A 23,247-nucleotide genomic window follows, 5' to 3' on the forward strand; every position below is an offset into this window, starting at 1 on the left:
GCGGCTCACTTCTTCTCGGTGACGAATCGGGCGACGGTCACCGACGCGATGAAACCGATCAAGGATGTCGCCACGAGGATCACCAGCGTGTTCGTGTGCCCATTGACGACCATGTCTACGGCCAGTGCTCCTCCCACGATCGCCAGGAGTACGTCCACGGCGAGCACGCGGTCAAGAATCGACGGGCCGCGAGCCACCCGGTAGATCGCGAAGAGCGCAGACACTCCCAGAATGACGGCGATGATGCCAAGAACGATGCTCACTGGTGCGCCCTTCCGTCGAGGTGATGCGGCGCTTCCGAGCGCAGCAGGGCAAGATCCTCACGGGACCCCATAACCCTGATCAACCATTCTTCGGTGCGCCGGGCATTCTCCCGAACCTTCTCGGCGTCATCATCCGTCGCGACATTGAGGCAGTGCAGGTACAGGGTGGAGGTCGAGCGGTCCACCTCCACCACCAGAGAACCGGGGATCAGCGACAAAGCATGTCCGGTCGCCGTCACCAGAAGATCGGACGGACTGCGCAGTCGCACCCGCACCACGGCGTTCTTCAGCTTCGGTCCACGGACGAGCGCCAACCAGAAGACCTGCACGCTGGCCTGCAGCAGCTGGTAGAGGAACCTGCCGGCGAACCCAACGGCGTAGAAGAGATTGAACCGCCCGCTGAGCTCCACCGGCGGGAGATAAAGGAAGTTCGCGACCGCGAACGCAATGATGGCGCCGAACGCCAGGTTACCCAGGCTGAAGTCCTGCCAGAGCGCTCCCCACACGATCACCAGCCAGATCAGGAGCGGCAATTCAACCCGCAACGGGATACGTTGCCTTGTCATCATGGTGAGACTCCTGCCGCTTCGGTTGCGCCTTCCCCGAGGACTGCGTCGATATACGGGGAACGGTCCAACATCTGCTGCGCTGCCTGGTCGCTCAGCTCGAAGAGCGGGCCGCCCAGTACCGTGAGGCTGACGCCCAGCAGTACGAGCCCCGTGGTGGCACCGACCATGGTCTTGGGCAGCAAACTGACGGCACTCCTGCCCGCGAACTTACCGGTGCTGCGCCCAGCGACCCTGCGGGAAGTCGTCACCGCCGAGCCGTCTGTCGAGGTTGCCATCAGGATCGGATCCGGGTGTGTTGCGTCCTCCGGCCGGCGCCAGAAGGCGCGGTTCCAGACGCGGGCGATCGCAAGCAGCGTTATGAGGCTCGTCAGTACACCGGCTCCGACCAGCACATAGGCAAGCGGTGTCCCGAGTTCGACGCCGGCCTGCAGCAGTCCCAGCTTCCCGAGGAAGCCCGAGAACGGCGGGATACCTGCGAGATTCATACCCGGAATGAAAAACAGCAGCGCCAGGAAGGGCGAGATTTTCGCAAGCCCGCCGAGCCGGTCCATATTGGCCGTTCCGCCCCGGCGCTCGATGAGACCCGTGACAAGGAAAAGGCTGGTCTGCACGATGATGTGGTGGGCAACGTAGTAGACGGCGGCGCCCAGGCCGATCACAGTGGAGATTGCGAGCCCGAACACCATGTACCCGATATGGCTGACGAGCGTGAAGGAGAGCATACGTTTGATGTCCGACTGCGCGAGCGCGCCGAGTATGCCCACGATCATGGTGAGCATGGCGACGATCATCAGCAGCGTGTTGATGCGGTCGCCGGGGAACAGCAAAGTCTCAGTCCGCACCATTGCATAAACGCCGACCTTGGTCAGCAGGCCGGCGAACACGGCGGTCACCGGAGCAGGGGCGGTCGGGTAGGAGTCGGGCAGCCAGAAGGACAGCGGGAAAACCGCAGCCTTGATGCCGAATGCCACCAGCAGCATCAGGTGAAGGATCATCTGCGTCGCGGGGTCGAGATCCGCGAGTTTGAGGGCCAGATCCGCCATGTTGATGGTGCCGGTTGCGGCATAGATCATACCGATGCTGATGAGGAACAGAACCGAGGAAACCACACTGACGACGACGTAGGTCACCCCTGCACGGATGCGCGGTGTGGTGCCGCCCAGTGTCATGAGCACATAACTTGCGGTGAGGAGAATCTCGAACCCCACGTACAGGTTGAAGAGGTCTCCGGCAAGGAATGCGTTGGACACTCCGGCGACCAGAATCAGGTACGTCGGGTGGAAGATCGAGATGGGCCCGTCCTCGTCACCGTCGGTCATCCCCTGTCCTGTGGCGTAGATCAGGACCGCGAGGCTCACAGCCGAGGAGACCACCAGCATCAGCGCGGAGAACTGGTCCACCACCATCGTGATGCCGAAGGGAGCCGCCCAGTTGCCGATGAAGACGGCCGTTGTGCCCTTTCCGCTGGCGTCGAGCAGGAGGAAGATCTCGATCATCAGGGTTACGCAGAGCGTCGTAATGCTCACGGCACGCTGGGACCTGGAATGCCGGATCAAAAGGAAGGCAAGAGCTGCGCCCAGGAACGGCAGCACGACTGCCAGAGGCGCGAGGTTCGCTATGTTCATCGCTCCTCCGTTCGTGGGTTGCTCGCTCTGCTGCCGATTCCCGCCCGCTGGTTGCCCGGCGCTTCTTCGGCCTCTTCGATAGGGGTGAATTCTGTGGTTTCAATGGGAATTTCGGCGTCGTCCTCGGCATCGAAGCTGCTCTGAGACGCCACCCGCCGGTCTTCGATGTCATCCTGGACCTCATCCTGGCGGCCGAGGATCCACGAACGGTAGATGATTCCCAGCATGAAGGCCGTCACTGCGAACGAGATGACAATCGAGGTGAGAATCAACGCCTGTGGGAGCGGGTCGCTGTAGTCCTTCGGGGCGATTCCGGACGAGTACAAGGGGGCCCGGCCCGCGGCGCCGCCCCCCGCAAGCAGCAGCATGTTGGCGCCATTGGCGAGCATGATCAGACCGAGCAGGACCCTTGTCAGGCTACGTTCCAGGAGGAGGTAGATCCCCGCCGCGAAGAGCGCGCCCATGATGACGAGCAAAGTGATATTGACGCTCACTGGGCCACCTTCTCTTCCGGCTCCGGGGCTTCTTCCGGTCGTGGAGCACCGGCGTCCATGGTGGCGGGTGCGCTTTCACTGCGCTCGTCAATCTCGGAGCCGAGGCTGCGGAGCACGTCGAGCACCAACCCCACGACCACCATGTACACGCCGATGTCGAAGATCGTGGACGTGACGAACTTGATGTGGCCGAAGACCGGCCAGGTGGTTTCGATGATTGCGCTTTGGAACACCTCGCCCCCGAGGAACACGGGAACAATAGCGGTGAGCGCGGCGGTGGCAAGACCGCCGCCAAGGAGCAATCCCGCGCTGACGGGGGTAGCTTCGGCGAGTTCGAACCGGCCGCCCGCGAGATATCGAATGGTCAGCGCAAGCCCTGCCATCAGACCGCCGGCAAATCCGCCGCCCGGCAGGTTGTGCCCGGCCAGCAGGAGGTAGATGGAGAACACGATGATCGAGTGGAACAGCAGTCTGGTGATGACCTCGAAGATGATGGAGCGCCGTTCCGGTGCAAGGGTCCGCCCTGCCACGAGCCACGCATCGTTGACCGAGCTCGCGAATTTCTTGGCCAGCTCCAGGGCCGCAGCTTCGCGACCGTAGGCGTCGATCGGTTCCTGGTTCCGGCCGACCGTCCCGCTCTTGACCCCGTCCGCGCGTACCCTGCCGTCGCCTCGACCGCGGATGAAGATGAGGCTTGCGACGCCGGTCGCCGCGATAGCGAGCACGCTGATCTCACCGAAAGTGTCCCAGGCCCGGATGTCCACGAGGGTGACGTTCACAATGTTGGCGCCGCCGCCGTCGTCGTACGCCAGCGAGGGAAAGCTCAGCGAAATAGGGTCTGCGACGCGGGAAGCCATTGCGGACATTGCGATCGCCATCATGACTCCGCCGAAGGAGAGCCCGAGAACCGCGCGGAGTACCCGGTACTTGCGTCCGGGCGCACGCTGCCAGAGACGCGCCGGGAGCGACCGCAGCGCGAGGACGAACGCGACAAGCACAATCGTTTCCACCAGAAGCTGTGTCATTGCAAGATCCGGGGCACCCTGCAGGGCGAAGATCAACGCAATGCCGTAACCGGTTACTCCGACCATGATGACGGCCATGAAACGCTTCGCCGCCCGCAGAGCCGCAATGGCACTGAGAATGATGACGACGCCGGCCATCAGCTGTGCGGGCGAGTCCGCTAGATACCAGCTCTCGGGAGTCGGCGCGTCGAAGATGATCAAGGCGGTGAGGGGCGTGATGATCGCCATCGACAGGATGACGAAGAGATAGAACGCCAGCGAACCACGCTGCGTGCGGCCGGTCAGCCAGACCGCTACGTCATCAAGGACGCCGATGGCAGCCTTGTAGTTCCGCTCGGCATCAACGTCCGGTGCGATGCGCGTCTGCAGCTGCTCGAAGCGCTCCCGCAGCAGGAACAACGCAGCACCACCGGCGATGGAAAGCAGGGACAGGAACAGCGCCGGGGTGATTCCGTGCCACAGCAACAGGTGCGGCGTCTCCCCTTCTTCCGGGAAGGTGCCCACATAGGGCTGGATTGCCGCATCAAGCGGCGCCGGAATGAAGCCGAAAACGACGGACGCGACCGCAAGCAGTGCCGGCGCCAGCAGGAAGGACGGCTCCACCGGTTTAAACGCGGTGGGCGCGGACGACTTCCGGGCAAAGCCTCCCCAGATGAAGCGGGCGCTATAAGCGAAGGTCAACATTGACCCGAGCACGATTCCAACCAGGACGACCACGCCGAACGGTCCTTCTTCCGTGTGGTGGACAAACGCCTCGAGGACGGATTCCTTCGCCACAAAGCCAAGGAGGGGCGGAACGCCGGCCATCGAGGCGGCGGCGACAATTGCGACGGCAGCCAGCATCGGCGCGGAGCGCCCTACACCGCACAACTTGCGGATGTCGCGGGTGCCCGACTGGTGATCAATGATTCCAACCACCAGGAAGAGGGTGGCCTTAAAGAACCCGTGTGCGAGCAGGAGCCCAAGCCCGGCCAGCGCCGCTTCCCGTCCGCCCAGGCCGACCACAATGGTCAGGAACCCGAGCTGGCTGACGGTGCCGTAGGCCAGGAGCAGTTTGAGGTCATGCTGCCGCAGTGCCCGCCAGCCGCCGAACAGCATTGTTGCGAGTCCGAGGCTGAGCACGATCGGCGGCCACATCAGGCTGTCGGAGAAGCCCGGAGCGAAACGCGCGATCAGGTAGATGCCGGCCTTCACCATGGCCGCCGCATGCAGGTAGGCGCTCACCGGAGTGGGAGCCGCCATGGCGCTTGGCAGCCAGAAGTGGAAAGGCACCAGCGCAGACTTTGAGAGGGCGCCGACAAGGATCAGGACAATCGCCGTTTCGATGGCTGGCCCGGTCAGTGAGTCCGTGCTCGCAAGAATGTCCGACAGGCGATACGTCCCGGCACGCTGTCCCAGAATGATGAGGCCGACCAGCATTGCCAGACCACCGAGCGTGGTCACTACCAATGCCTGCAGCGCCGCACGCCTGGCGGACAACCGGTGCCGGGAGTAGCCGATGAGCAGATAGGACAGGACTGTGGTCAGTTCCCAGAAGATGAACAACAGGATGAGGTCATCGGCGATCACCAGACCGAACATCGCGCCTGCGAATGCAAGCAACTGGGCGCCGAAGGGCCCGATGTTCGCGTCATCCTGCTTGAAGTAGCGGGCGCAGTAAAACAGCACCAGGGAACCGACGCCGAGCACCAGGATACTGAGCACGGCTGACAGCGCGTCCATGCGGAAAGCGAGTTCGAGCTGCAGTTGCGGGATCCATGGAAGCACGACGGACGGCGGCGCGTTGGGCTGCCCGTTGGCAGCGACCTGCGCAGAGTCGGTGTAATTTGAGAACGTTGCCAGCAGCCAGAGGAAGCCGGCCGCCGGAACCGCGGCGAGAACGTAGAAGGCCGAACGGCCCATCATACGGAAGATCAGGGGCGCCACTGTGGCCACCGCAAAGAGGGCGATGAGCACGAGTAGCACGATGATCTCCTGATCTCTCGCGTTGAGACGGTCAGCTGACGGTCAAGGGCCTAGGAACATTCTACCGGTGGCATACACCGCGCCATCCCCGGTTCTGCCCTCCGCGCAAGAAAAGGGCGCCCGGAATAATAAGAAGCGTCAACCAGTTGTTATTCGGCACCAGATAGCATGCAGCCATGAGCACGGACTCCCCACAGGCCCCTGGACGCATCCTTTCGAAACCCGTGCTCGCATGGGCGTCCTGGGATTGGGGATCCGCGGCATTCAACGCCGTAATGACCACCTTTGTGTTCACTGTCTACCTCACCTCCGATGCCTTCGGCGGCGAAACCTACGCATCCGAGGTGCTCGGCTGGGGACTCGCGGTTGCCGGTCTCCTTATTGCGCTCCTTGCTCCGGTGACCGGTCAGCGGTCCGACGTCGGCGGCCGCCGGAAACTGTGGCTCGGTGTGAACAGCCTGCTTGTGGCTGTGCTGACCGCACTGTGCTTCTTTGTCTTCCCCCGCCCGGAGCTGCTGATTCTCGGAGTCGCGCTGATCGCGGCCGCGAACATCTTCTTTGAGTTTGCCGGGGTCAACTACAACGCCATGCTGGCCCAGATTTCCACTCCTTCAAGCGTTGGCCGGGTGAGCGGGTTCGGCTGGGCCATGGGTTACGTGGGCGGGATCGTTGCCCTGGTAATCGTGCTGGTGGCATTCGTCCAACCCGTCGTCGACTGGTTCGGGTCCAGCACGGAGGACTCTCTCAACATCCGGCTCGTCGCGGTCTTCTCGGCGCTGTGGTTCCTTGCCTTCGCCCTGCCGGTGATGTTCGCGGTACCGGAAATCCCCCGGCAGCGGAACGTCAACCGGCTGGGATTCCTGGCGTCCTACGGTCTGCTCTTCCGGCGTATCAAGGCGATCTACCGCACCAGCCCGCACACCATCTTCTTCCTCCTCGCGAGTGCAATCTTTCGGGACGGACTCGCGGCTGTGTTTACCTTCGGGGGCATCATCGCGGCCGGGACATTCGGCTTCGAACTGAGCGAAGTCATCCTGTTCGCCATCGTGGGTAACGTCATTGCCGCAATCGGCGCCGTGATTGGCGGCTTCTTCGATGACCGGGTGGGTCCCAAACTGGTGATCATCGTCGCCCTGATAGGGCTGCTGGTCTCGGGAACGGCGGTGATGGTGCTCGGTGCGGCGGATCATTCGATGCTGGGCCTGCAATGGAGCGGCGATACAACGTTCTGGATCTTCGGGCTCCTGCTCACGCTGTTCGTCGGGCCGGCCCAGGCTTCATCGCGCGCCTATCTGGCGCGCCTCTCCCCGCAGGGCGACGAGGGAGAGATGTTTGGACTGTACGCCACCACGGGCCGTGCCGTGAGCTTCCTCGCCCCGGCGCTGTTCTCCCTCTTCATCGGATTGTTCGGGGAACAGCGGTTCGGGATCCTCGGCATCCTGGTGGTGCTGCTGGCAGGCTTGCTGGTATTGCTTCCGGTCAAGCCGCCGGCGAAGGTGACGCCCGCCGTCGTACCGGCTGCCTAGACCTGCTCTGCGGCGGGGACTGAACCCTCGGTGATTTCGGTGCGGTGGAAGTTGAGGTGGCTTCGCGACGCCGTCGGCCCGCGCTGCCCCTGGTACCGGTTGCCATACTGGCCGGAACCGTAGGAGTGCTCCGCGGGCGAGGTGAGCTTGAAAAAGCAGAGCTGGCCGATCTTGGAGCCGGGCCACAGCTTAATCGGCAGGGTCGCCATGTTGGAGAGCTCGAGCGTGACGTGGCCGGAGAAGCCCGGATCGATGAAGCCGGCCGTGGAATGTGTCAGGAGTCCGAGCCGACCCAGCGATGACTTTCCCTCCAGCCGGGCGGCGACGTCGTCGGGAAGGGTCACCATTTCATAGGTCGATCCGAGGACGAACTCCCCGGGGTGCAGGATGAAAGGCTCATCGGGAGCCACCTCCACCAGACGGGTCAGGTCCGGCTGGTTCTCGGCCGGATCGATGTGCGCGTACTTGTGGTTATCGAAGAGCCGGAAGAACCGGTCAATGCGGACGTCGACGCTCGACGGCTGAACCATTGCGGGATCATAGGGATCGAGCACAATACGCTCGGCAGCAATTTCGGTTCGGATGTCGCGGTCTGAGATCAGCACCGTTCAAAAATACCGTACGCAGTTCCCGCTGCTCCCATTGGAGACGTCAGCGTCCGATCTCGGTTCTGACCGCGAACAGCTCCGGGAAGAAGGTCAGTTCGAGCGCTTTTTGGAGGAAGCCCACGCCGCTCGACCCCCCGGTTCCCGTCTTGTGGCCGATGGTGCGCTCCACTGTCTTCAGGTGCCTGAATCGCCACAGCTGGAAATTGTCCTCAAGGTCCACGAGTTCTTCGCAGGCCTCGTAGACGTCCCAGTGCGTAGCGGAGTCCTCGTAGACGGTCTTGTACACCTGGACTAGCCCGGGGTTGAACTCGTGAGCGCGCGTGACGTCCCGTTCGAGCAGCTCCTCGGGAATGTTGTAGCCGCGCCGGGAAAGATAGTGGATGAACTCGTCATAGATACTCGACTCCTGCAGCAGGGTGGACAGAAGCTCCAAAGCCTGCGCGTCGCTCTCAAACACCTGCAGCATGGCGGCGTTCTTGTTGCCGAGGAGGAACTCCACTGCACGGTACTGGTACGACTGGAAGCCGCTGGCCGCCTTGAGTGAACCGCGGAACTCGGCATACTCCGACGGTGTGAGGGTCGCCAACACCGACCACTGCTCGGTGAGCGACCGCTGGATGTGCTTGATCCGCGCGATGCCCTTCATCGCCGCACGCAGGTCGTCCGCACGCAGATGGGTCCTCACCGCGCCCAGCTCATGCAGCACGAGCTTCAGCCATAACTCCGAGGTCTGATGCTGGATGATGAACAGCATTTCGTCATGATGCTCCGGCCGGCTGACCGGATGCTGGGCGGACAGAAGGGCATCGAGAGCGAGGTAGGAGCCGTAGGTCATCTTCCCGGAGAAGTCCTTCTCGATGCCCTCTTCAAGGTTGCGGGTGTTCCGCTCCACGGTCATGCACTCAGCGTAGTTCGTTGAGCGCGCGATGCAGCCGTCCCGGGTCCAGCCATTGATGACTGTCAGAGGCGGGCACTACGTTTGGACCAACCAAGGAGGCAGCATGAACACACGCGCAGATGCCCACTCACACTGCAGCATCGTCCCGCCCTACCTGCTCGCACGGCTGGCCGGCCTGCAGGCGCCCGAGCACCACGAGGCAGCTGCTGCCGCCCGGCGGGCGCTCGTGCAGTTGGACCCGATCCATAGCGCCCGTGCCGCTGCTCCGAGGGATCCCTCGCGCGGAGCGGGCACCGCCGTCGTGCTGGCTCTCCGCCGAACCATCTCGGATGCCCGCGGATCCGAGTCGCTGCCCGGCGAGCCGGTCCGCCGGGAGGGTGATCCGGCCACGGGTGACCCGGCGGTCGATGAGGCGTATGCGGGCCTCGGCGCAACGCATGAACTCTTCAGTGAGGTGTACGGCCGAGCCTCGATCGACGACGCCGGCCTGCCGCTAAACGCGACCGTCCATTACGGGCGTCAGTATGACAACGCGTTCTGGGACGGTTCCCGCATGGTGTTCGGTGACGGGGATGGCGAGATCTTCGGGCGGTTCACCGCGTCGCTGACGGTGATCGGTCACGAGCTGGCCCATGGGTTCACCCAGTACACCTCGAACCTGAGGTACCAGGGCCAGTCGGGTGCGCTCAACGAGTCCATCTCCGACGTTTTCGGAGTCCTGGTCGAACAGCGCGAGCGTGGCCAGTCCGCAGATGCCGCGAGCTGGCTGGTCGGCGAGGGTCTGTTCACCGACCAGGTGGAGGGCAATGCGCTGCGGTCACTGAAGGCTCCGGGCACTGCCTATAACGACGACATCCTCGGCAAGGATCCGCAGCCCGCCACCATGGCGGACTTCGTGGACACCACGTCCGACAACGGCGGAGTCCACATCAACTCGGGCATTCCCAATCAAGCGTTCTACATTGCCGCAACGCGAATCGGCGGTTATGCCTGGGAACATGCGGGGCAGGTCTGGTATGACGCCGCCGCGGGCGGCAATGTTCCCGCCGATTGTGACTTTGCCCAGTTCGCGGAAATCACGGTCAATGCTGCGAACGCGCGTTACGGGGAAGGCTCCCCCGTCCCGCAGGCAGTGGAGTACGGGTGGCGGGAGGTGGGTGTGCTGTGACCCGCATCGAGGTCTCACGGTCGGGAGGCTTCGCCGGGATGACCCGCACCTGGAGTGTGGAGGTGAGCCCAACCGAAGCGGAAGAGCACTGGCTTCCACTCCTCGAGCAGGCTGATCCCGGCGAGTCGGAGGACGCGCAACGCGACCGCTTCGTCTATCACATCGTGGTGGTCGGCTACCGCGAGGTAACGGTCGGCGAAAGTGCGGTGCAGGGTCCTTGGAAGGAACTGGTGGAGTGGGTGAAAAATTCCAGCCAGCACGGGAACCAGGCGGGTGAAGGGCCCCGCTGACATGTTGTAGTGTTTATGGAGCGGTTCAGGCCGCATGCGGGCGTAGCTCAATGGTAGAGCGCTAGCTTCCCAAGCTCGATACGCGGGTTCGATTCCCGTCGCCCGCTCCACGATGTGTAGCCCTAGCTCGACGAGCGGGGTCCGAACATGATCACCGCAACTCCGGTCAGGCAGACTGCGCTTCCGATGACGTCCCAGCGGTCAGGGCGGAAGCCGTCGAGGACCATCCCCCACACAAGTGACCCGACCACGAAGACACCGCCGTAAGCGGCAAGGATCCGGCCGAAATGAGCGTCGGGCTGCAGCGTTGCCACGAATCCGTACGCGCCGAGGGCCATTACGCCCAGCCCCGCCCACCACCATGGCCGGCCCTCGCGTACGCTCTGCCAGACAAGCCAGGCTCCGCCGATCTCGGCGAGCGCGGCAAGGGCGAAGAGGACTGCAACAAGGAGTAGGTTCATGGCCCCATTATTTCCCTGCAGCAGGGAACCGTCGGGTGCGCAAGTTGGTGCGCAATGCCACATGGCAGGCGAAGTTGGGCGAGCGTAGACTTGACGCGATGAATCGCACAATGTTCAAGTCCAAGATCCACCGGGCCACAGTCACCCACGCAGACCTGCACTACGTCGGTTCGGTGACCGTTGACCTGGACCTGCTCGAAGCCGCAGACATCCTGCCGGGTGAGATGGTTTCGATTGTGGATGTCACCAACGGCGCCCGGCTCGAAACCTACACCATCGCCGGTGAGCGCGGATCAGGTGTCCTCGGGATCAACGGTCCGGCAGCCCATCTGGTGCATGAGGGCGACACAGTCATACTCATTACGTACGCCGCGATGACCACGGAAGAGGCGCACTCCTATGTGCCCACCATCGTGCACGTCAATGCTGACAACAGAATCATCGAACTCGGCAACGATCCGGCCGAGGGCCTGACGGAAGGGCTGCAGCGGCCCCCGTTCGCGCTCAATAATGCCGCGCTCCTCTAGCTTGCGCCGAACAGAATGTTCAGATGGCTCCGCAGATTCTGCGGGGCCATTTCTGTATTGGGTGTTGTCTTTAGGGACACGCGAAGGCTAGCGACAGACTGCCTAGCGGAAATTAGTCAGAAGGCTTAGGGTCGAGAGGACAAACGTTGCTCCGGCCCTTTTCGCTGCAGTGTCTGATTGCTTGCAGTGTCTGGGCCAGGGCTGCTCATGCTCGATGTGGAGGCGAGGTACGTATGCCGGGAAATCGCAGGATCGATCAGCAACAAAAGCGGCTCCGGCAGAGGACCGGCGCCAAGGTGATCACTACGCTCGGGTTGGCTTCGCTCCTCCTTACCGGCTGTGGGCCGGCAGATTCCGGAGCGCCGACGCTGACCTGGTACATCAACCCGGATGCCGGCGGACAGGCCGCAATCGCGGAACGGTGTACGGAGGAAGCCGGGGGCGAATACCGAATCGAAACCTCGCTGCTCCCCAACGATGCGGCAGCCCAGCGAGAGCAACTGGCACGGCGGCTTGCAGCAGGGGACGATTCCCTCGACATCATGAGCATCGACCCTCCGTTCGTTCCGGAACTGGCCACTTTCCTTGCTCCCGTACCGGAAGACATCGCAGAGAGCACCACCGAGAACACCCTTGAAGGCGCTCTGCAGGGTGCGACGTACGAGGACGAACTGGTCACCGTGCCTTTCTGGGCCAACACCCAGATCCTTTGGTACCGCGAGTCGGTGGCTGAGGAAGCGGGGCTCGACATGTCGCAGCCCGTCACCTGGGACCAGCTCATGGAGGTAGCTGCGGAGCAGGATGTTGAACTGGGCGTACAGGGATCTCAGGCGGAGTCCATGACTGTGTGGATCAACTCACTCATCGAATCGGCCGGCGGGACCATCCTCGAAAACCCGGAGGCTCCGGCTGACGAAATCGAGCTCGGTTTGGCCAGCGAAGCCGGACAGGAGGCCGCGCGCATCATCGGGCGAATCGGCGACGAGGGGCTCGGCGGACCAGGCCTAGCGACGTCCACGGAGGGCACCTCGCTGACGGAATTCCAGGGCGACACCGGATCATTCATGGTGAACTACCCGTTCGTCTGGCCGGCCACGCAAGGCGCTGTCGAGGAAGGAAGCCTCGATCAGGCCCTTTTAGACGACATCGGGTGGGCACTCTACCCACGGGTCACCGAAGACCAGGAAGCTGCGCCTCCGCTCGGTGGCATCAACCTCGGCGTCGGCGCCGGCAGCGACGCTCCCGATCTTGCCTACCAGGCGATCGAGTGCATCGTGCAGCCGGAAAACCAGACCGAGTACTTCCTCACGAACGGCAACCCGCCCTCAAATTCCGAGGCCTACGAGGATCCTCAGATCGAGGAACTGTTCCCGATGGCAGAAACTATCCGCGAATCACTGGAGCTTGCGGCGCCCCGCCCGCAGACCCCGTTCTACAACGAGATCTCCAGCGGCCTGCAGCAGACCTGGACCCCTCCGGAGCAAATTGATCCGGAAACAACGCCGGAGCAATCGGCAGACTTCATCACCGCCGTCCTGAAAGGGGAGAGGCTGTTGTGACCAGCGCGATCACCAAGAACCCCGAGGCCATGAAAACGAATGGCCGCAACCGCAACAACGATTACAGCGACAGGGCCAAGGCTGAGCGCCGTCTGGGCTGGATCCTCGCAGGCCCGGCGTTCATCATCATGCTCGCGGTCACGCTGTATCCGATTCTTCAGGCGTTCTTCGACTCCCTCTACGCGTTCCGCCTGACCGCGCCGGATGAGCGCGAGTTCATCTTCTTCCAGAATTACGTGACCATCCTGAGCGATCCGGTCTGGTGGCGGGACCTCGTCGTGACGCTTCTGATCACGGTGGTGACTGTCGCCGTTGAACTCGTCCTCGGTTTCGCCCTGGCCCTGGTGATGCACCGGGCGCTGAAGGCAGTACGGGGCTGGCTCCGCACGGCCATCCTGGTTCCCTACGGCATCATCACTGTTGTCTCCGCGTATGCCTGGTTCTACGCGTTCGACATCAGCTCGGGCTACGTCAACGCCTGGTTCGACTGGGTACCGGGCATCGATGCGGACCTGAACTGGTTCGCACAGGCGAGCACCGCCCTTCCGGTCATCATGGCCTCGGAAATCTGGAAGACGACCCCGTTCATCTCGCTCCTCCTCCTGGCCGGCCTCGCGCAGGTTCCGGATGAGCTGACCGAGGCCGCGAAGGTCGACGGCGCCACCTGGTGGGAGCAGATGCGCAAGGTCATCATCCCGAATATGAAGGCAGCGATCATGGTCGCGGTCCTCTTCCGGGCCCTCGATGCCTTCCGAATATTCGACAACGTGTTCATCATGACCAACGGCCAATACGGCACTGAGGTGCTCTCGCTCCTTGCCTATCGAACGTCCATCAGCCGGCTGGAGATCGGGCTGGGCTCGGCTGTGTCCGTCCTTCTCTTCGCCTGCGTTCTCTTGATCAGCTTCATTGCCATCAAGGTCTTCAAGGTGGACCTCGCCGGATCAACAGGAGGAAAGCGATGAAGTCGACCGGCCGTCAAAAGCTTGTATGGACCATCATCTCGATCGCGGTTCTGGTTTACGCGCTGTTCCCTGTGGCATCGATTCTGGCCACCTCGTTCAAGTCTCCGGGAGATCTGACCAACGGGCGCTTCCTTCCCACCCCGGGACTGGCAACGCTGGCCAACTACGAGCAGATCCTGGTGGGCGATGCGCAGGGCCTCTTCCTCACCGCGCTGTGGAACTCGATCGGGATCTCGCTGATCGCAACTTTCATCGCCGTCGTGCTGGCGACGCTGTGTGCCTACGCGATTGCCCGTCTTGATTTCCCCGGGAAGAAACTGATTCTTACGACGGCGCTGGCCGTTTCGATTTTCCCGGTTATCTCCATCGTGACACCGCTGTTCAACCTGTGGCGCAATATCGGCCTGTACGACACCTGGCTCGGCCTGATCATTCCGTACCTGTCACTCACCCTCCCAATTTCCATCTGGACCCTCGCTGCGTTCTTCCGGCAGATTCCGTGGGAGCTGGAGCAGGCTGCCCAGGTGGACGGGGCAACGACGTGGCAGGCGTTCCGCAAGGCGATCGTTCCGCTCGCTGCACCGGGTGTGTTCACGACGGCGATCATCGCCTTCTTCATCGCCTGGAACGACTTTGTCTACGGCATCTCGCTGACGTCAACGGAAGCGGCGCGGCCCGTGCCTGCGGCGCTGGCGTTCTTCACAGGGGCTTCGCAGTTCGAGTCCCCCACCGGCGCAATTTCAGCGGCGGCAATCATCGTCACCATTCCGGTTGTACTGCTGGTACTCCTGTTCCAGCGGCAGATCGTTTCAGGCCTGACCCAGGGCGCAGTCAAGGGTTGAGAACCGAAGGAAGAGGATCCAGAACATGGCTTCTATAACGCTCAAGAACCTCGTCAAGCAGTACGGGGACGGGTTCCCCGCTGTCAACGACATCAGCATCGATATCGAGGACGGCGAGTTCATCATCCTGGTGGGCCCGTCGGGCTGCGGCAAGTCCACCCTCCTGCGCATGATCGTGGGGCTCGAGGACATCACCTCGGGTGACCTCTACATCAATGGCGAACGGGTCAATTCGAAGGCGCCGCGTGATCGGAACCTCGCGATGGTGTTCCAGAACTATGCGCTCTACCCGCACCTGACGGTCTTTGAGAACATTGCGTTCCCCCTCCGTCTGGCCAAGGGCCGGCACAGTGAGGAGGAAGTGCAGCGGCTCGTCACGGAAGCCGCGGCAACGCTTGAACTGACCGACCACCTGCAGCGCAAGCCGGCGAACCTCTCCGGCGGCCAGCGGCAGCGTGTTGCCATGGGCCGGGCAATCGTGCGGCAGGCAGACGCGTTCCTCTTCGACGAGCCGCTATCGAACCTCGACGCGAAGCTGCGCGGACAGATGCGGTCAGAAATTTCACAGATGCAGCGTCGGCTCGGCACAACGTCCGTGTACGTCACCCACGACCAGACCGAGGCGATGACCCTCGGCGACCGCGTTGCGGTGCTGAAGAAGGGCGAGCTGCAGCAGATTGCATCGCCTCGTGAGCTGTATGAACAGCCGGTCAACCTCTTCGTGGCCGGCTTCATCGGTTCCCCGTCGATGAACTTCCTTCCCGCGACCATAGAGAACGGCAAGCTCCAGACATCACTGGGTGCACTGGACATCCCTGCCGACCGTGCAGCCAAGGCAGCCGGCCGCAAGGTCGTGCTGGTTGGGGTCCGTCCGGAGTTCTTCGAGGACGCCAAACTCGTCGACGAGGCGAAGAAGCCGCACGGCTCGACGTTCAAAGCCACGCTCACTCACACTGAGTGGCTCGGCAACGAGCAGTACGGCTACATCAACTTCGACCCCTCCCCCGAGGTCCGTGAACTGCTGAACAACCTTGCCCGGGACATGGACGCCGACGAACTGCGGCCACAGGTCGTGGTCACGCTGGACGCGGCGAGCCGGATCCGAGGCGGCCGTGAGTCAGAGATCTGGCTTGATACCCGCAAGCTGCACCTGTTCGATCCCGAGACAGGCGAGAACCTCACCCGCGATGCAGAGGCGGGCGCGGCACTGACTGCAGAGGCCAATGAGGAACGCGCCGAGGAGATCGCCAGCGCCCGCGATGCGGACCACGAACACAGCACTACGAGTACAGGCAACGGTGGCGGAGGCGGAAGCCACCGGGCGGTGAGCTGACGCACGCCATATTCACCGCTTGACTGACGACGCCGGCACTCACCAGGGTGCCGGCGTCGCTTCGTGTCGCGGAGATTCCTGCCTGTGCCGGCGCCGGTGCCTGAGAGTGGTTGTAGCCTGAGGCTATGGCGAGCAAAGAGGCAGCAAACACGCAGGCATCGACCGCGGAGCACGCAGAGAAGATCGCGGCCGGCTATACCTTCGAGGGCCCGGCAGTGCAGCTCGGCGCGGCCATCGTCGACGGTACTGTCCACCCGGAGGCGGCGGTGCGTCTGCCGCTGGCCATGATGAACCGTCACGGGCTCGTCTCCGGTGCCACAGGGACCGGAAAAACGATCACTCTCCAGGTCCTTGCTGAACAGCTCAGCACCAACGGAGTGCCCGTCTTCCTTGCCGACATCAAGGGGGATCTCACCGGGTTGTCGACGCCGGGCACGGGGAGCGACAAGCTCCTTCGGCGGACCCAGTCGGTCGGCCAAATGTGGACTCCCGGAAATTTCCCGGTGGAATACTTCTCCCTTGGTGGTGACGGCACCGGCGTTCCTATCCGGGCAACCATCTCCGACTTCGGTCCCCTGCTGCTTGCGCGCGTCCTCGACCTGAATGAAACGCAGGAGTCCAGCCTGCAACTGGTGTTCCATTACGCCGACAAGGCCGGCCTTGAGCTTTTCAACCTCGCGGACCTTCGCGCCGTCATCGCATTCCTTGTATCCGATGAGGGTGAGAGCGCTCTGGACCAGCTTGGGGGGCTCTCGAAGGCAACTGCGGGCGTTATCCTCCGCGGGCTTGTCACTCTGGAGGCGCAGGGCATGGACCGCTTCTTCGGTGAACCGGAATTCGACACTGCTGATCTCCTGCGCACGGACGCGGAAGGTCGCGGCATCATCAGTTGCCTGGAACTGCCCACGCTCCAGCAGAAGCCGCAACTCTTCTCCACGTTCCTGATGTGGCTTGTCGCAGACCTCTTCGCTGATCTTCCGGAGGTCGGGGACGTCGAGAAGCCCAAATTGGTGTTCTTCCTCGATGAAGCTCACCTGCTGTTCAACGGTGCCTCGAAAGCGTTCCTGCAGTCCATCCACACCACCGTGCGCCTCATTCGCTCCAAGGGCGTCGGGATCTTCTTCGTCACCCAAACCCCACGGGACGTGCCCGCGGAGGTATTGGGCCAGCTCGCGAACCGGGTTCAGCATGCCCTGCGGGCGTTCACACCGGATGACGCGAAAGCCCTCAAGTCCACCGTCTCCACCTTCCCGATGAGCCCCTACGATCTCGAAGAGGTACTGACAACCGCCGGCATCGGGGAGGCCGTGGTCACCGTCATGAACGAATCGGGCGCGCCCACCCCGGTGGCCTGGACGCGGATATTCACTCCACAGTCCGTCATGGGGCCCTCGCCCGCAGGCGTCGTGGAGGACATCGTGAAGAACTCGCCACTCCTCGGCGATTACGGCACGCCTATCGACAGCCATTCCGCGTTCGAGAAGCTCTCCGCTCCACAAGACAGTCCGGAAGCGCGACCCACGACGACGACGCCGACGCCGTCATCACCCGCGGGCGGGCGCATGCCCAGTCAGGCGGAGATCGACGCCGAGGCGCGCCGTATTGAGGAGGAGATCCTGGGCCGGCCCAGCAGCCGGCCGCCAACTGCCCGTGCTGAACGCCCGGCGCCGCGTGCCGGGCAGCAGGCTCCCGACGGCGGTTGGCATGCCCCGCCTGCAGGCAGAAAACAGCATGAGACGAACGAGGTGATGGACTTCGCCCTCAAGGCCGCCGGCACCATCGGCGTAGAGCTGGTCCGTGGGCTTTTCGGGACGCAGCGGAAGCGCCGACGTCGTCGTTGGTAGGTCTGGCACTGCCATTGGGTAACGTAAGAGGGTGCATTCGTCCCGCCTGATCCGAGTCCTGGCCGCCTGGCTGCTTGGGCTCATGCTGGCAATCGTGGCGGCAATTGCAACCGTGATGCTCGTCAATACCCGGGTATACGGTCCTCACCAGCAGGTCGAAAGCTATTTGGAGGCGCTGCGTCAGGGCGAGGGAGAGCGGGCGCTGGGACTGCTCAACGCCTCCGTTCCGGACTCAACGAATGCAGCGCTTCTGGACGGTCCGGCCCTGCAACGGGCAGCGCAGGGCGTCGAAAATGTGCAGGTCGGCGAGCCACAGGCGGCGGGAGAGAATCGCGTGGAGGTGGACGTCAACTACACGATTGATGACGCCGCACACGCCACCGCTTTCCAGCTGGAGAAGACCGGCACGGAGTGGCTTTTCTTCGATCGCTGGGAGTTTGTGCCCTCGACGCTACCCATGCTCGAGGTGTCGGTGATCAACCAGAACGATGCCACGCTCAACGGCACCCGCGTGCTGATGCCTGAGGGCCGCAACCGGTTTGCTGCCTTCTATCCGGCCGAGGTGGAGGCCCACTACACGAGCGAGTATTTTGCCGCGCCCGCCCAGACCGTCGCCGTCACCGACCGCCAGCAAGCACCGGCCGGTCTCAACCTCGCAACGGCGGCAACCCCGGCGCTGACCGATGCCGTCACGGCGCAATTGAAGACGTTCCTCGACGACTGTGCCAAGCAGACCGTGTTCCAGCCGGCCAACTGCCCCTTCGGTTTCGAGACCGAACGCCGGGTGGCCGGGCCCATCAAGTGGTCCATCACCGAGTACCCGGAAGTCCGCATCGAACCGTTCAACGGCGACTGGGTTATCGCCCCGCTCACAGGAACCGTTCAGCTCGAGACCAGCCTGCAGGACCTGTTCACCGGGGTCATCGAACCGGTCACCGTCCCCCAGGAATACGGGTTCACCGCGCGCCTCGCCGTCACCGACGAGGGCATCACGGTAACCCCGGTCGTAGAGTACTAGCGCCGTCTAGTCGAGGCCTCGCAGGTCCAGCGTCAGTTCCGTTTCACCGCCGGCGCCGAGAGTGACCGGAATGCCCCAATCCTGCTGGTACAGGTGGCAAGCTGCGTGGTCCGGTATTTCGCCGCCGGGCTCACCGTCACAGGCCGCCGCCCGCGCGGTGATGTGCAGAACGCCCTCGGATACCTCGTCTGAGAGGACGAGCTGCCGCTGCAGCCCGACGCCGGTTCCACCACCCGAGACCAGGAGTGATTCCGGCGACGATGAGATCTTGAGCTGCGTCGGGTCACCCCAGCGGTCATCCAGCTTCTGGCCCTTCGGCGCGCTGAACCGCACGGTCACGCCGAACTCTCCCGTGGCCACCGCTGTCTTGGGCCGCTGCGTCTGCGAGGCACCCTCATCCACTGCGAGAGCTTCCTTGGGGATCGGCGCCCGGACCAGCTGATGCTTGTTCCCCTCGACGACGATGAGCAACGGCTCGCCGCCCGACTCCACCGGTGCCTGGTCCACCAGCACATCGGAGGGCTCCGCCAGTCCCCGCAGGAGGGTCGAGACCTGCCTCGTTGAGGGGTCATACCGACGGATTGCGCCGTTGTAGGTGTCGGCGATGGCAATGGATCCGTCCGGCAACGCGGTCACACCCAGCGGATGCTGAAGACGCGCCTGTTCGGCCTCACCGTCCCGGAACCCGAAGTCGAAAAGCCCCGTACCGATCGCCGACTGCACCTGCGTGCGGCTCCTGCCGTTGACAGTGAGGAAGCTCAGCACGCGTAAGGCCGACGTTTCGGAATCGGCAACCCAGATATTCCCGTGTGCGTCCTCGGCCAGGCCGGAGGACTGCGCGAACCAGGCAGCGGTGGAATCGCCGTCGAGCAGGCCCTCCAGTCCGGTGCCGGCGAGGATGTCCACGGCGCCGGTCAGCGGGTCGAAGGTGAAGATCTGGTGCGTCCCGGCCATGGCTACGACAATCCGCTCCAGGGCGGTCGACCAGATGATGTCCCACGGCGAGGAGAGGGAGATGTTGAGGGCGTCCGTACCGAGGAACGTGTCCTCCAGTCGCGGCGCTGCATCCTCGGGGATGTCCTCGGCGTCTCCGCCCAGGTCATGGGAGACCTCCTGCAACTCCACCGGCCGCGCTTTGACCTGGTTACCGGCATCGAGCAGCCGCTGGACGCCGTTGCCCGCGACAGTGCGCACCGCACCGGTTTCCAGTGCCACCCCCCGCAAGCGGTGGTTCACAGTGTCAGCGATGACGACGTCGTACCCTACCCGGCGCGCTATCGGCACTGGGAGCAGGGCCAGACCCTGCGGTTCATTGAACTGCGCCTCGGCCGGGCCGCCATCGGCGAAGCCCCTCGAGCCCGAGCCGATGGTGCGCCGCACGGTCTCAAGGTCAGCCTCAAGCTCGACGAGGCGGTGGTGGCCGCTGTCCCCCACGAGGAACGTATTGGTTGTAGGCAGCGCAAGCACCTTGCCCGGGAAACGCAGGTTGCCGGCAGTGGGCTCGGCAGGCACGTAGGGGCCGTCACCGCGGTGCAGCGTGCCCTTCGCCTCATGCTCGGCGACCAGTTCCTCGACGAGTGATTCGAGGCCGGCCGCGTGGCCCTCACCGGAGAGATGCGCCACGATGTAACCCTCGGGGTCGATGACAACCAGGGTCGGCCAGGCCCGCGCCGTGTAGGCCTGCCAGGTATCGAGCTCGGGATCGTCGAGGACCGGGTGGTGAATCTCGTACCGCTCCACCGCTGCGGCGAGGGCAACCGGATCAGCCTCATGCTCGAACTTGGGCGAGTGTACGCCTACCGTGACGAAGACGTCGGAGTACTTCGCTTCGAGCGGTCGCAGCTCGTCGAGGACGTGCAGGCAATTAATGCAGCAGAACGTCCAGAAGTCGAGGAGGACGATCTTCCCCCGCAGGTCCTCAAGCGTCAGCTGCTTGCCCCCGGTGTTGAGCCAGTTCCGCCCGACGAGTTCTGACGCGCGGACGCGGTAGCCGACGCGGAGCGAGGTTTCGGTCATTCAGGATCTCCTGGTGGGGTTGAGCGCTGTCCTGCGGGAGTTTCGGATGAAGGGCGACGCGTCGCAGGCCGGGTCCCCTCCCGTTCGGCCAGCGAGGCGAACATGTTGTTATAAGCAGAGAGCTCGGCGTCGTTATTCCGGTCCGCGGCACGGTCCTTGCGCCGCGACTCCCGCGCATCGCTGCGGGACCACATCACCGCGACGCCGATGGCGAGCAGGAGCGTTGGAACCTCTCCGATGCCCCAGGTCACTGCACCACCGATCTGCTGGTCCTCAAGGGCTGACGGCCCCCACTCCCGGCCCATGTTGCCGAAGTAGGAGGCCTGCAGCAGGGAGGTGCTGCCGGTCAGGGCCACGCCGAAGAACGCGTGGAAGGCCATGGTGGCGAAGAGCAGCAGCAGCCGCAACGGGAAAGGCGCACGCCGCGGCACGGGGTCGGTGCCGATCATCGTCAGTACGAAGATGTACCCGGTGAGGAGGAAGTGGAGGATCATCAGCTCGTGCCCCACGTGCTCACGCAGCGCGAAGCCGAACAGCGGCGAGTAGTAGAAGATCACGATCGACCCGGCGAAGTTGGCAGCGGCGAACAGCGGGTGCGTCACCAGCGCCGAGAACTTCGAGTGAACGATCACGAGTATCCACTCGCGGATGCCCCGGCTGCCGTCCCTGCGGGGCGTCAATGCCTTCAGGGCCAGGGTGACCGGTGCGCCGATCACCAGGAACAGCGGCACAACCATGGTCAGCGCCATGTGGTCGATCATGTGCGCGCTGAACAACACCATGCCGTAGATCGCCGGAGCCCCGGAGGTGAAGTAGGTGAGTGCGATCAGTCCGATGAACCAGGAGATGAGCCTGAGTACCGGCCAGGAGTCACCCCGGCGGCGCAGCTTCACAACGCCCAGGATGTACGCTGCCGCGACCGTGAGGGTGAAGGCGATCCAGAGCCAGTCGGGGCGCCATTCGGTGAGCCAGCGCATCGCCGTCGGCTCCGGAGGCAACTCATAGCCGGTGAGGATGCGCGCCGGCGTGGCATCGGGCTGCAGATCCTCGGAACGCGGAGGCGCGGTCCGCGCCAGCGCAACGGCGACTCCCGATACAGCGCCCATGATGGCCAGTTCGACGGCGATGAGCTGCCAGAGAACCCGGCGCGCGGACATGTTGGTATCGAGCTGCGGAATGATCCACTGCCGGTGCATCAGGCCGATACCACCGAGGAGGATGGTTGCGATGGCCTTGAAGGTCACCAGCAGGCCCCACTCGGAACCCAGTTGTGAAAGGCTTCCGATCCGGAGGCTTGCGTTGATGATGCCCGAGAGGAAGACCAGCGCGAATGCGAACCCGGCGAGCGCAGAGAATCGCTTCAGCACGGCCGTCGTCTGGGTTCCCAGCTTTCCGCCGATGATGGCGAGGACCACGATGCCGCCCACCCAGAGGCAGACCCCGACCAGGTGAAGCAGGATGGAGTTCACGGCGGCGTTGTGGTCGTCCCCGCTGGCAGAGTGGCCGATCAGTGCCATCGGGAGCAGCCCACCGAGCGACAGGACCAGCGTGAGGGCAAGCCACAGGCTGGAACGGGCGCCGAACGTCATGGTGGCAACGACGGCGGCAATCATCGTGGTGGAAAGCCAGGCACGACCGGTGTCGAAGTCTGTGAGGTAGGACGCGAGCCCCTGGGTGTAGGCCGGTTCGCCGCTCAAGGGAAGGCCGGATGCGTCGGAGTACGTCAGCACCAGCACGGCAAGGGCTGAAAGGGTCCAGGCAACCGCGGCCCACGACGCAAGCGACATGACCCTGGAGAAGGCCGGAGACTCGTCCGGTACCGCGGTGGATTCGGAGGAACCGGCGCCGTTGGATCCGCCGCGCGAGCGTACCTGCCTCGGCAGGATCACCACCGCGAAGGCAAGAGATCCGATCACGGCGGCCACCGAGATATTGTGCACGGCTTTCGACAGGGGTAGCCCCCACCGCGTGAGTGATCCCGGGTCGCTCAGCTGCCGGGGTGCTGCGGCGCCGGAGAAGGCGAGTGCCAGCACCACCGCGGTCAAGAGGGCGATGCCGGCAGCGATCAGCCAGCCCGGCTGGACCCCGGACTGCCCGGTGGCGGTGTTACCGGGTTTCGACTGGTTGGTTGTTGTGGCCACGCCTTCCATTGTCTACCCGCAGTAGAACAACGGCCAACTAACGTGCTCCGCCGCACGGAGCCCGCTCACAGGCTCGGTTTCGCAGAACAGTTAAACGAAACAGGGACTGC

Annotated in this window: 20 protein-coding genes and 1 tRNA gene; 11 read left to right on the plus strand and 10 right to left on the minus strand. The window is 63.7% G+C overall.

The features are described 5' to 3' along the window. Positions 1-5 precede the first annotated feature (5 nt). From M1D74_RS13410 to M1D74_RS13430, 5 genes are read right to left on the minus strand one after another with little or no spacing between them, the layout of a single operon-like run. The gene (locus M1D74_RS13410) at positions 6-263 is read right to left on the minus strand and encodes a monovalent cation/H+ antiporter complex subunit F (protein ID WP_309072665.1); all 258 of its coding nucleotides are present in this window, start codon (positions 261-263) and stop codon (positions 6-8) included. After that, entirely contained in the window at positions 260-829 is a 570-nt protein-coding gene (locus M1D74_RS13415; RefSeq protein ID WP_309072668.1) for a Na+/H+ antiporter subunit E, read from the minus strand. The genes M1D74_RS13410 and M1D74_RS13415 overlap by 4 nt, the downstream gene beginning before the upstream one ends. Beyond that, complete coding sequence (locus M1D74_RS13420) at positions 829-2,457, minus strand: Na+/H+ antiporter subunit D (protein WP_458115597.1); 1,629 nt, start codon at positions 2,455-2,457, stop codon at positions 829-831. The genes M1D74_RS13415 and M1D74_RS13420 overlap by 1 nt, the downstream gene beginning before the upstream one ends. Beyond that, a complete protein-coding gene (locus tag M1D74_RS13425) occupies positions 2,454-2,951 on the minus strand; it encodes a Na(+)/H(+) antiporter subunit C (protein WP_458115598.1) in 498 nt (165 codons plus the stop codon). The genes M1D74_RS13420 and M1D74_RS13425 overlap by 4 nt, the downstream gene beginning before the upstream one ends. Next, positions 2,948-5,941 carry a Na+/H+ antiporter subunit A gene (locus M1D74_RS13430; protein ID WP_458115599.1) on the minus strand — a complete coding sequence of 998 codons (2,994 nt, stop codon included), beginning with the start codon at positions 5,939-5,941 and terminating at the stop codon, positions 2,948-2,950. Before M1D74_RS13430 ends, M1D74_RS13425 begins: the two co-directional genes overlap by 4 nt. Positions 5,942-6,117: 176 nt before the next feature. Between M1D74_RS13430 and M1D74_RS13435 the strand changes: the two genes are divergently transcribed. Next, positions 6,118-7,467, plus strand: coding sequence for an MFS transporter (locus tag M1D74_RS13435; protein WP_309072529.1), 1,350 nt, complete (start codon positions 6,118-6,120; stop codon positions 7,465-7,467). Here M1D74_RS13435 and dcd read toward each other — a convergent pair. Further along, positions 7,464-8,072 carry a dCTP deaminase gene (gene dcd, locus M1D74_RS13440; protein ID WP_309072528.1) on the minus strand — a complete coding sequence of 203 codons (609 nt, stop codon included), beginning with the start codon at positions 8,070-8,072 and terminating at the stop codon, positions 7,464-7,466. The genes M1D74_RS13435 and dcd overlap by 4 nt on opposite strands. 46 nt (positions 8,073-8,118) lie before the next feature. After that, positions 8,119-8,973, minus strand: a complete 855-nt coding sequence (gene kynA, locus M1D74_RS13445; protein WP_309072527.1) for a tryptophan 2,3-dioxygenase — start codon at positions 8,971-8,973, stop codon at positions 8,119-8,121. A gap of 103 nt (positions 8,974-9,076) precedes the next feature. Between kynA and M1D74_RS13450 the strand changes: the two genes are divergently transcribed. From M1D74_RS13450 to M1D74_RS13460, 3 genes are all read left to right on the plus strand, one after another. After that, positions 9,077-10,141: a M4 family metallopeptidase gene (locus tag M1D74_RS13450; RefSeq protein WP_458115600.1), complete on the plus strand. Its 1,065-nt coding sequence runs from the start codon at positions 9,077-9,079 to the stop codon at positions 10,139-10,141. After that, a complete protein-coding gene (locus M1D74_RS13455) occupies positions 10,138-10,431 on the plus strand; it encodes a protealysin inhibitor emfourin (protein WP_309072525.1) in 294 nt (97 codons plus the stop codon). Before M1D74_RS13450 ends, M1D74_RS13455 begins: the two co-directional genes overlap by 4 nt. 36 nt (positions 10,432-10,467) lie before the next feature. Further along, positions 10,468-10,541: transfer RNA gene (locus tag M1D74_RS13460), tRNA-Gly, on the plus strand. Between the two features lie 12 nt (positions 10,542-10,553). Here the strand turns inward: M1D74_RS13460 and M1D74_RS13465 are convergent. Then, positions 10,554-10,892 (minus strand): YnfA family protein, encoded by a 339-nt coding sequence (locus M1D74_RS13465; RefSeq protein WP_309072524.1) that lies wholly within the window; start codon positions 10,890-10,892, stop codon positions 10,554-10,556. A gap of 98 nt (positions 10,893-10,990) precedes the next feature. Here M1D74_RS13465 and panD point away from each other — a divergent pair, with 98 nt between their 5' ends. The 7 genes from panD to M1D74_RS13500 all read left to right on the plus strand — a co-directional run bounded on the left by panD (position 10,991) and on the right by M1D74_RS13500 (position 18,980). Next, positions 10,991-11,419, plus strand: a complete 429-nt coding sequence (gene panD, locus M1D74_RS13470; RefSeq protein ID WP_458115601.1) for an aspartate 1-decarboxylase — start codon at positions 10,991-10,993, stop codon at positions 11,417-11,419. Between the two features lie 233 nt (positions 11,420-11,652). Then, positions 11,653-12,978, plus strand: coding sequence for a sugar ABC transporter substrate-binding protein (locus M1D74_RS13475; RefSeq protein ID WP_458115602.1), 1,326 nt, complete (start codon positions 11,653-11,655; stop codon positions 12,976-12,978). A gap of 29 nt (positions 12,979-13,007) precedes the next feature. Next, entirely contained in the window at positions 13,008-13,943 is a 936-nt protein-coding gene (locus M1D74_RS13480) for a carbohydrate ABC transporter permease (protein WP_309072101.1), read from the plus strand. Beyond that, positions 13,940-14,785 carry a carbohydrate ABC transporter permease gene (locus M1D74_RS13485; RefSeq protein ID WP_309072099.1) on the plus strand — a complete coding sequence of 282 codons (846 nt, stop codon included), beginning with the start codon at positions 13,940-13,942 and terminating at the stop codon, positions 14,783-14,785. The genes M1D74_RS13480 and M1D74_RS13485 overlap by 4 nt, the downstream gene beginning before the upstream one ends. Before the next feature lie 25 nt (positions 14,786-14,810). Next, the gene (locus tag M1D74_RS13490; RefSeq protein ID WP_309072098.1) at positions 14,811-16,118 is read left to right on the plus strand and encodes an ABC transporter ATP-binding protein; all 1,308 of its coding nucleotides are present in this window, start codon (positions 14,811-14,813) and stop codon (positions 16,116-16,118) included. A 125-nt stretch (positions 16,119-16,243) separates the two neighbouring features. Next, positions 16,244-17,962 carry a helicase HerA-like domain-containing protein gene (locus M1D74_RS13495; RefSeq protein WP_309124280.1) on the plus strand — a complete coding sequence of 573 codons (1,719 nt, stop codon included), beginning with the start codon at positions 16,244-16,246 and terminating at the stop codon, positions 17,960-17,962. Between the two features lie 31 nt (positions 17,963-17,993). After that, complete coding sequence (locus M1D74_RS13500) at positions 17,994-18,980, plus strand: hypothetical protein (protein ID WP_309072096.1); 987 nt, start codon at positions 17,994-17,996, stop codon at positions 18,978-18,980. Between the two features lie 6 nt (positions 18,981-18,986). Here the strand turns inward: M1D74_RS13500 and M1D74_RS13505 are convergent, their stop codons facing one another. Together M1D74_RS13505 and M1D74_RS13510 are read right to left on the minus strand one after the other, a co-directional pair. After that, positions 18,987-20,996: an NHL domain-containing thioredoxin family protein gene (locus tag M1D74_RS13505; protein WP_458115603.1), complete on the minus strand. Its 2,010-nt coding sequence runs from the start codon at positions 20,994-20,996 to the stop codon at positions 18,987-18,989. Continuing rightward, positions 20,993-23,137 (minus strand): cytochrome c oxidase assembly protein, encoded by a 2,145-nt coding sequence (locus M1D74_RS13510; protein ID WP_309072094.1) that lies wholly within the window; start codon positions 23,135-23,137, stop codon positions 20,993-20,995. The genes M1D74_RS13505 and M1D74_RS13510 overlap by 4 nt, the downstream gene beginning before the upstream one ends. Between the last annotated feature and the right edge of the window lie 110 nt (positions 23,138-23,247).

This window comes from Arthrobacter sp. D2-10 (assembly GCF_054161285.1).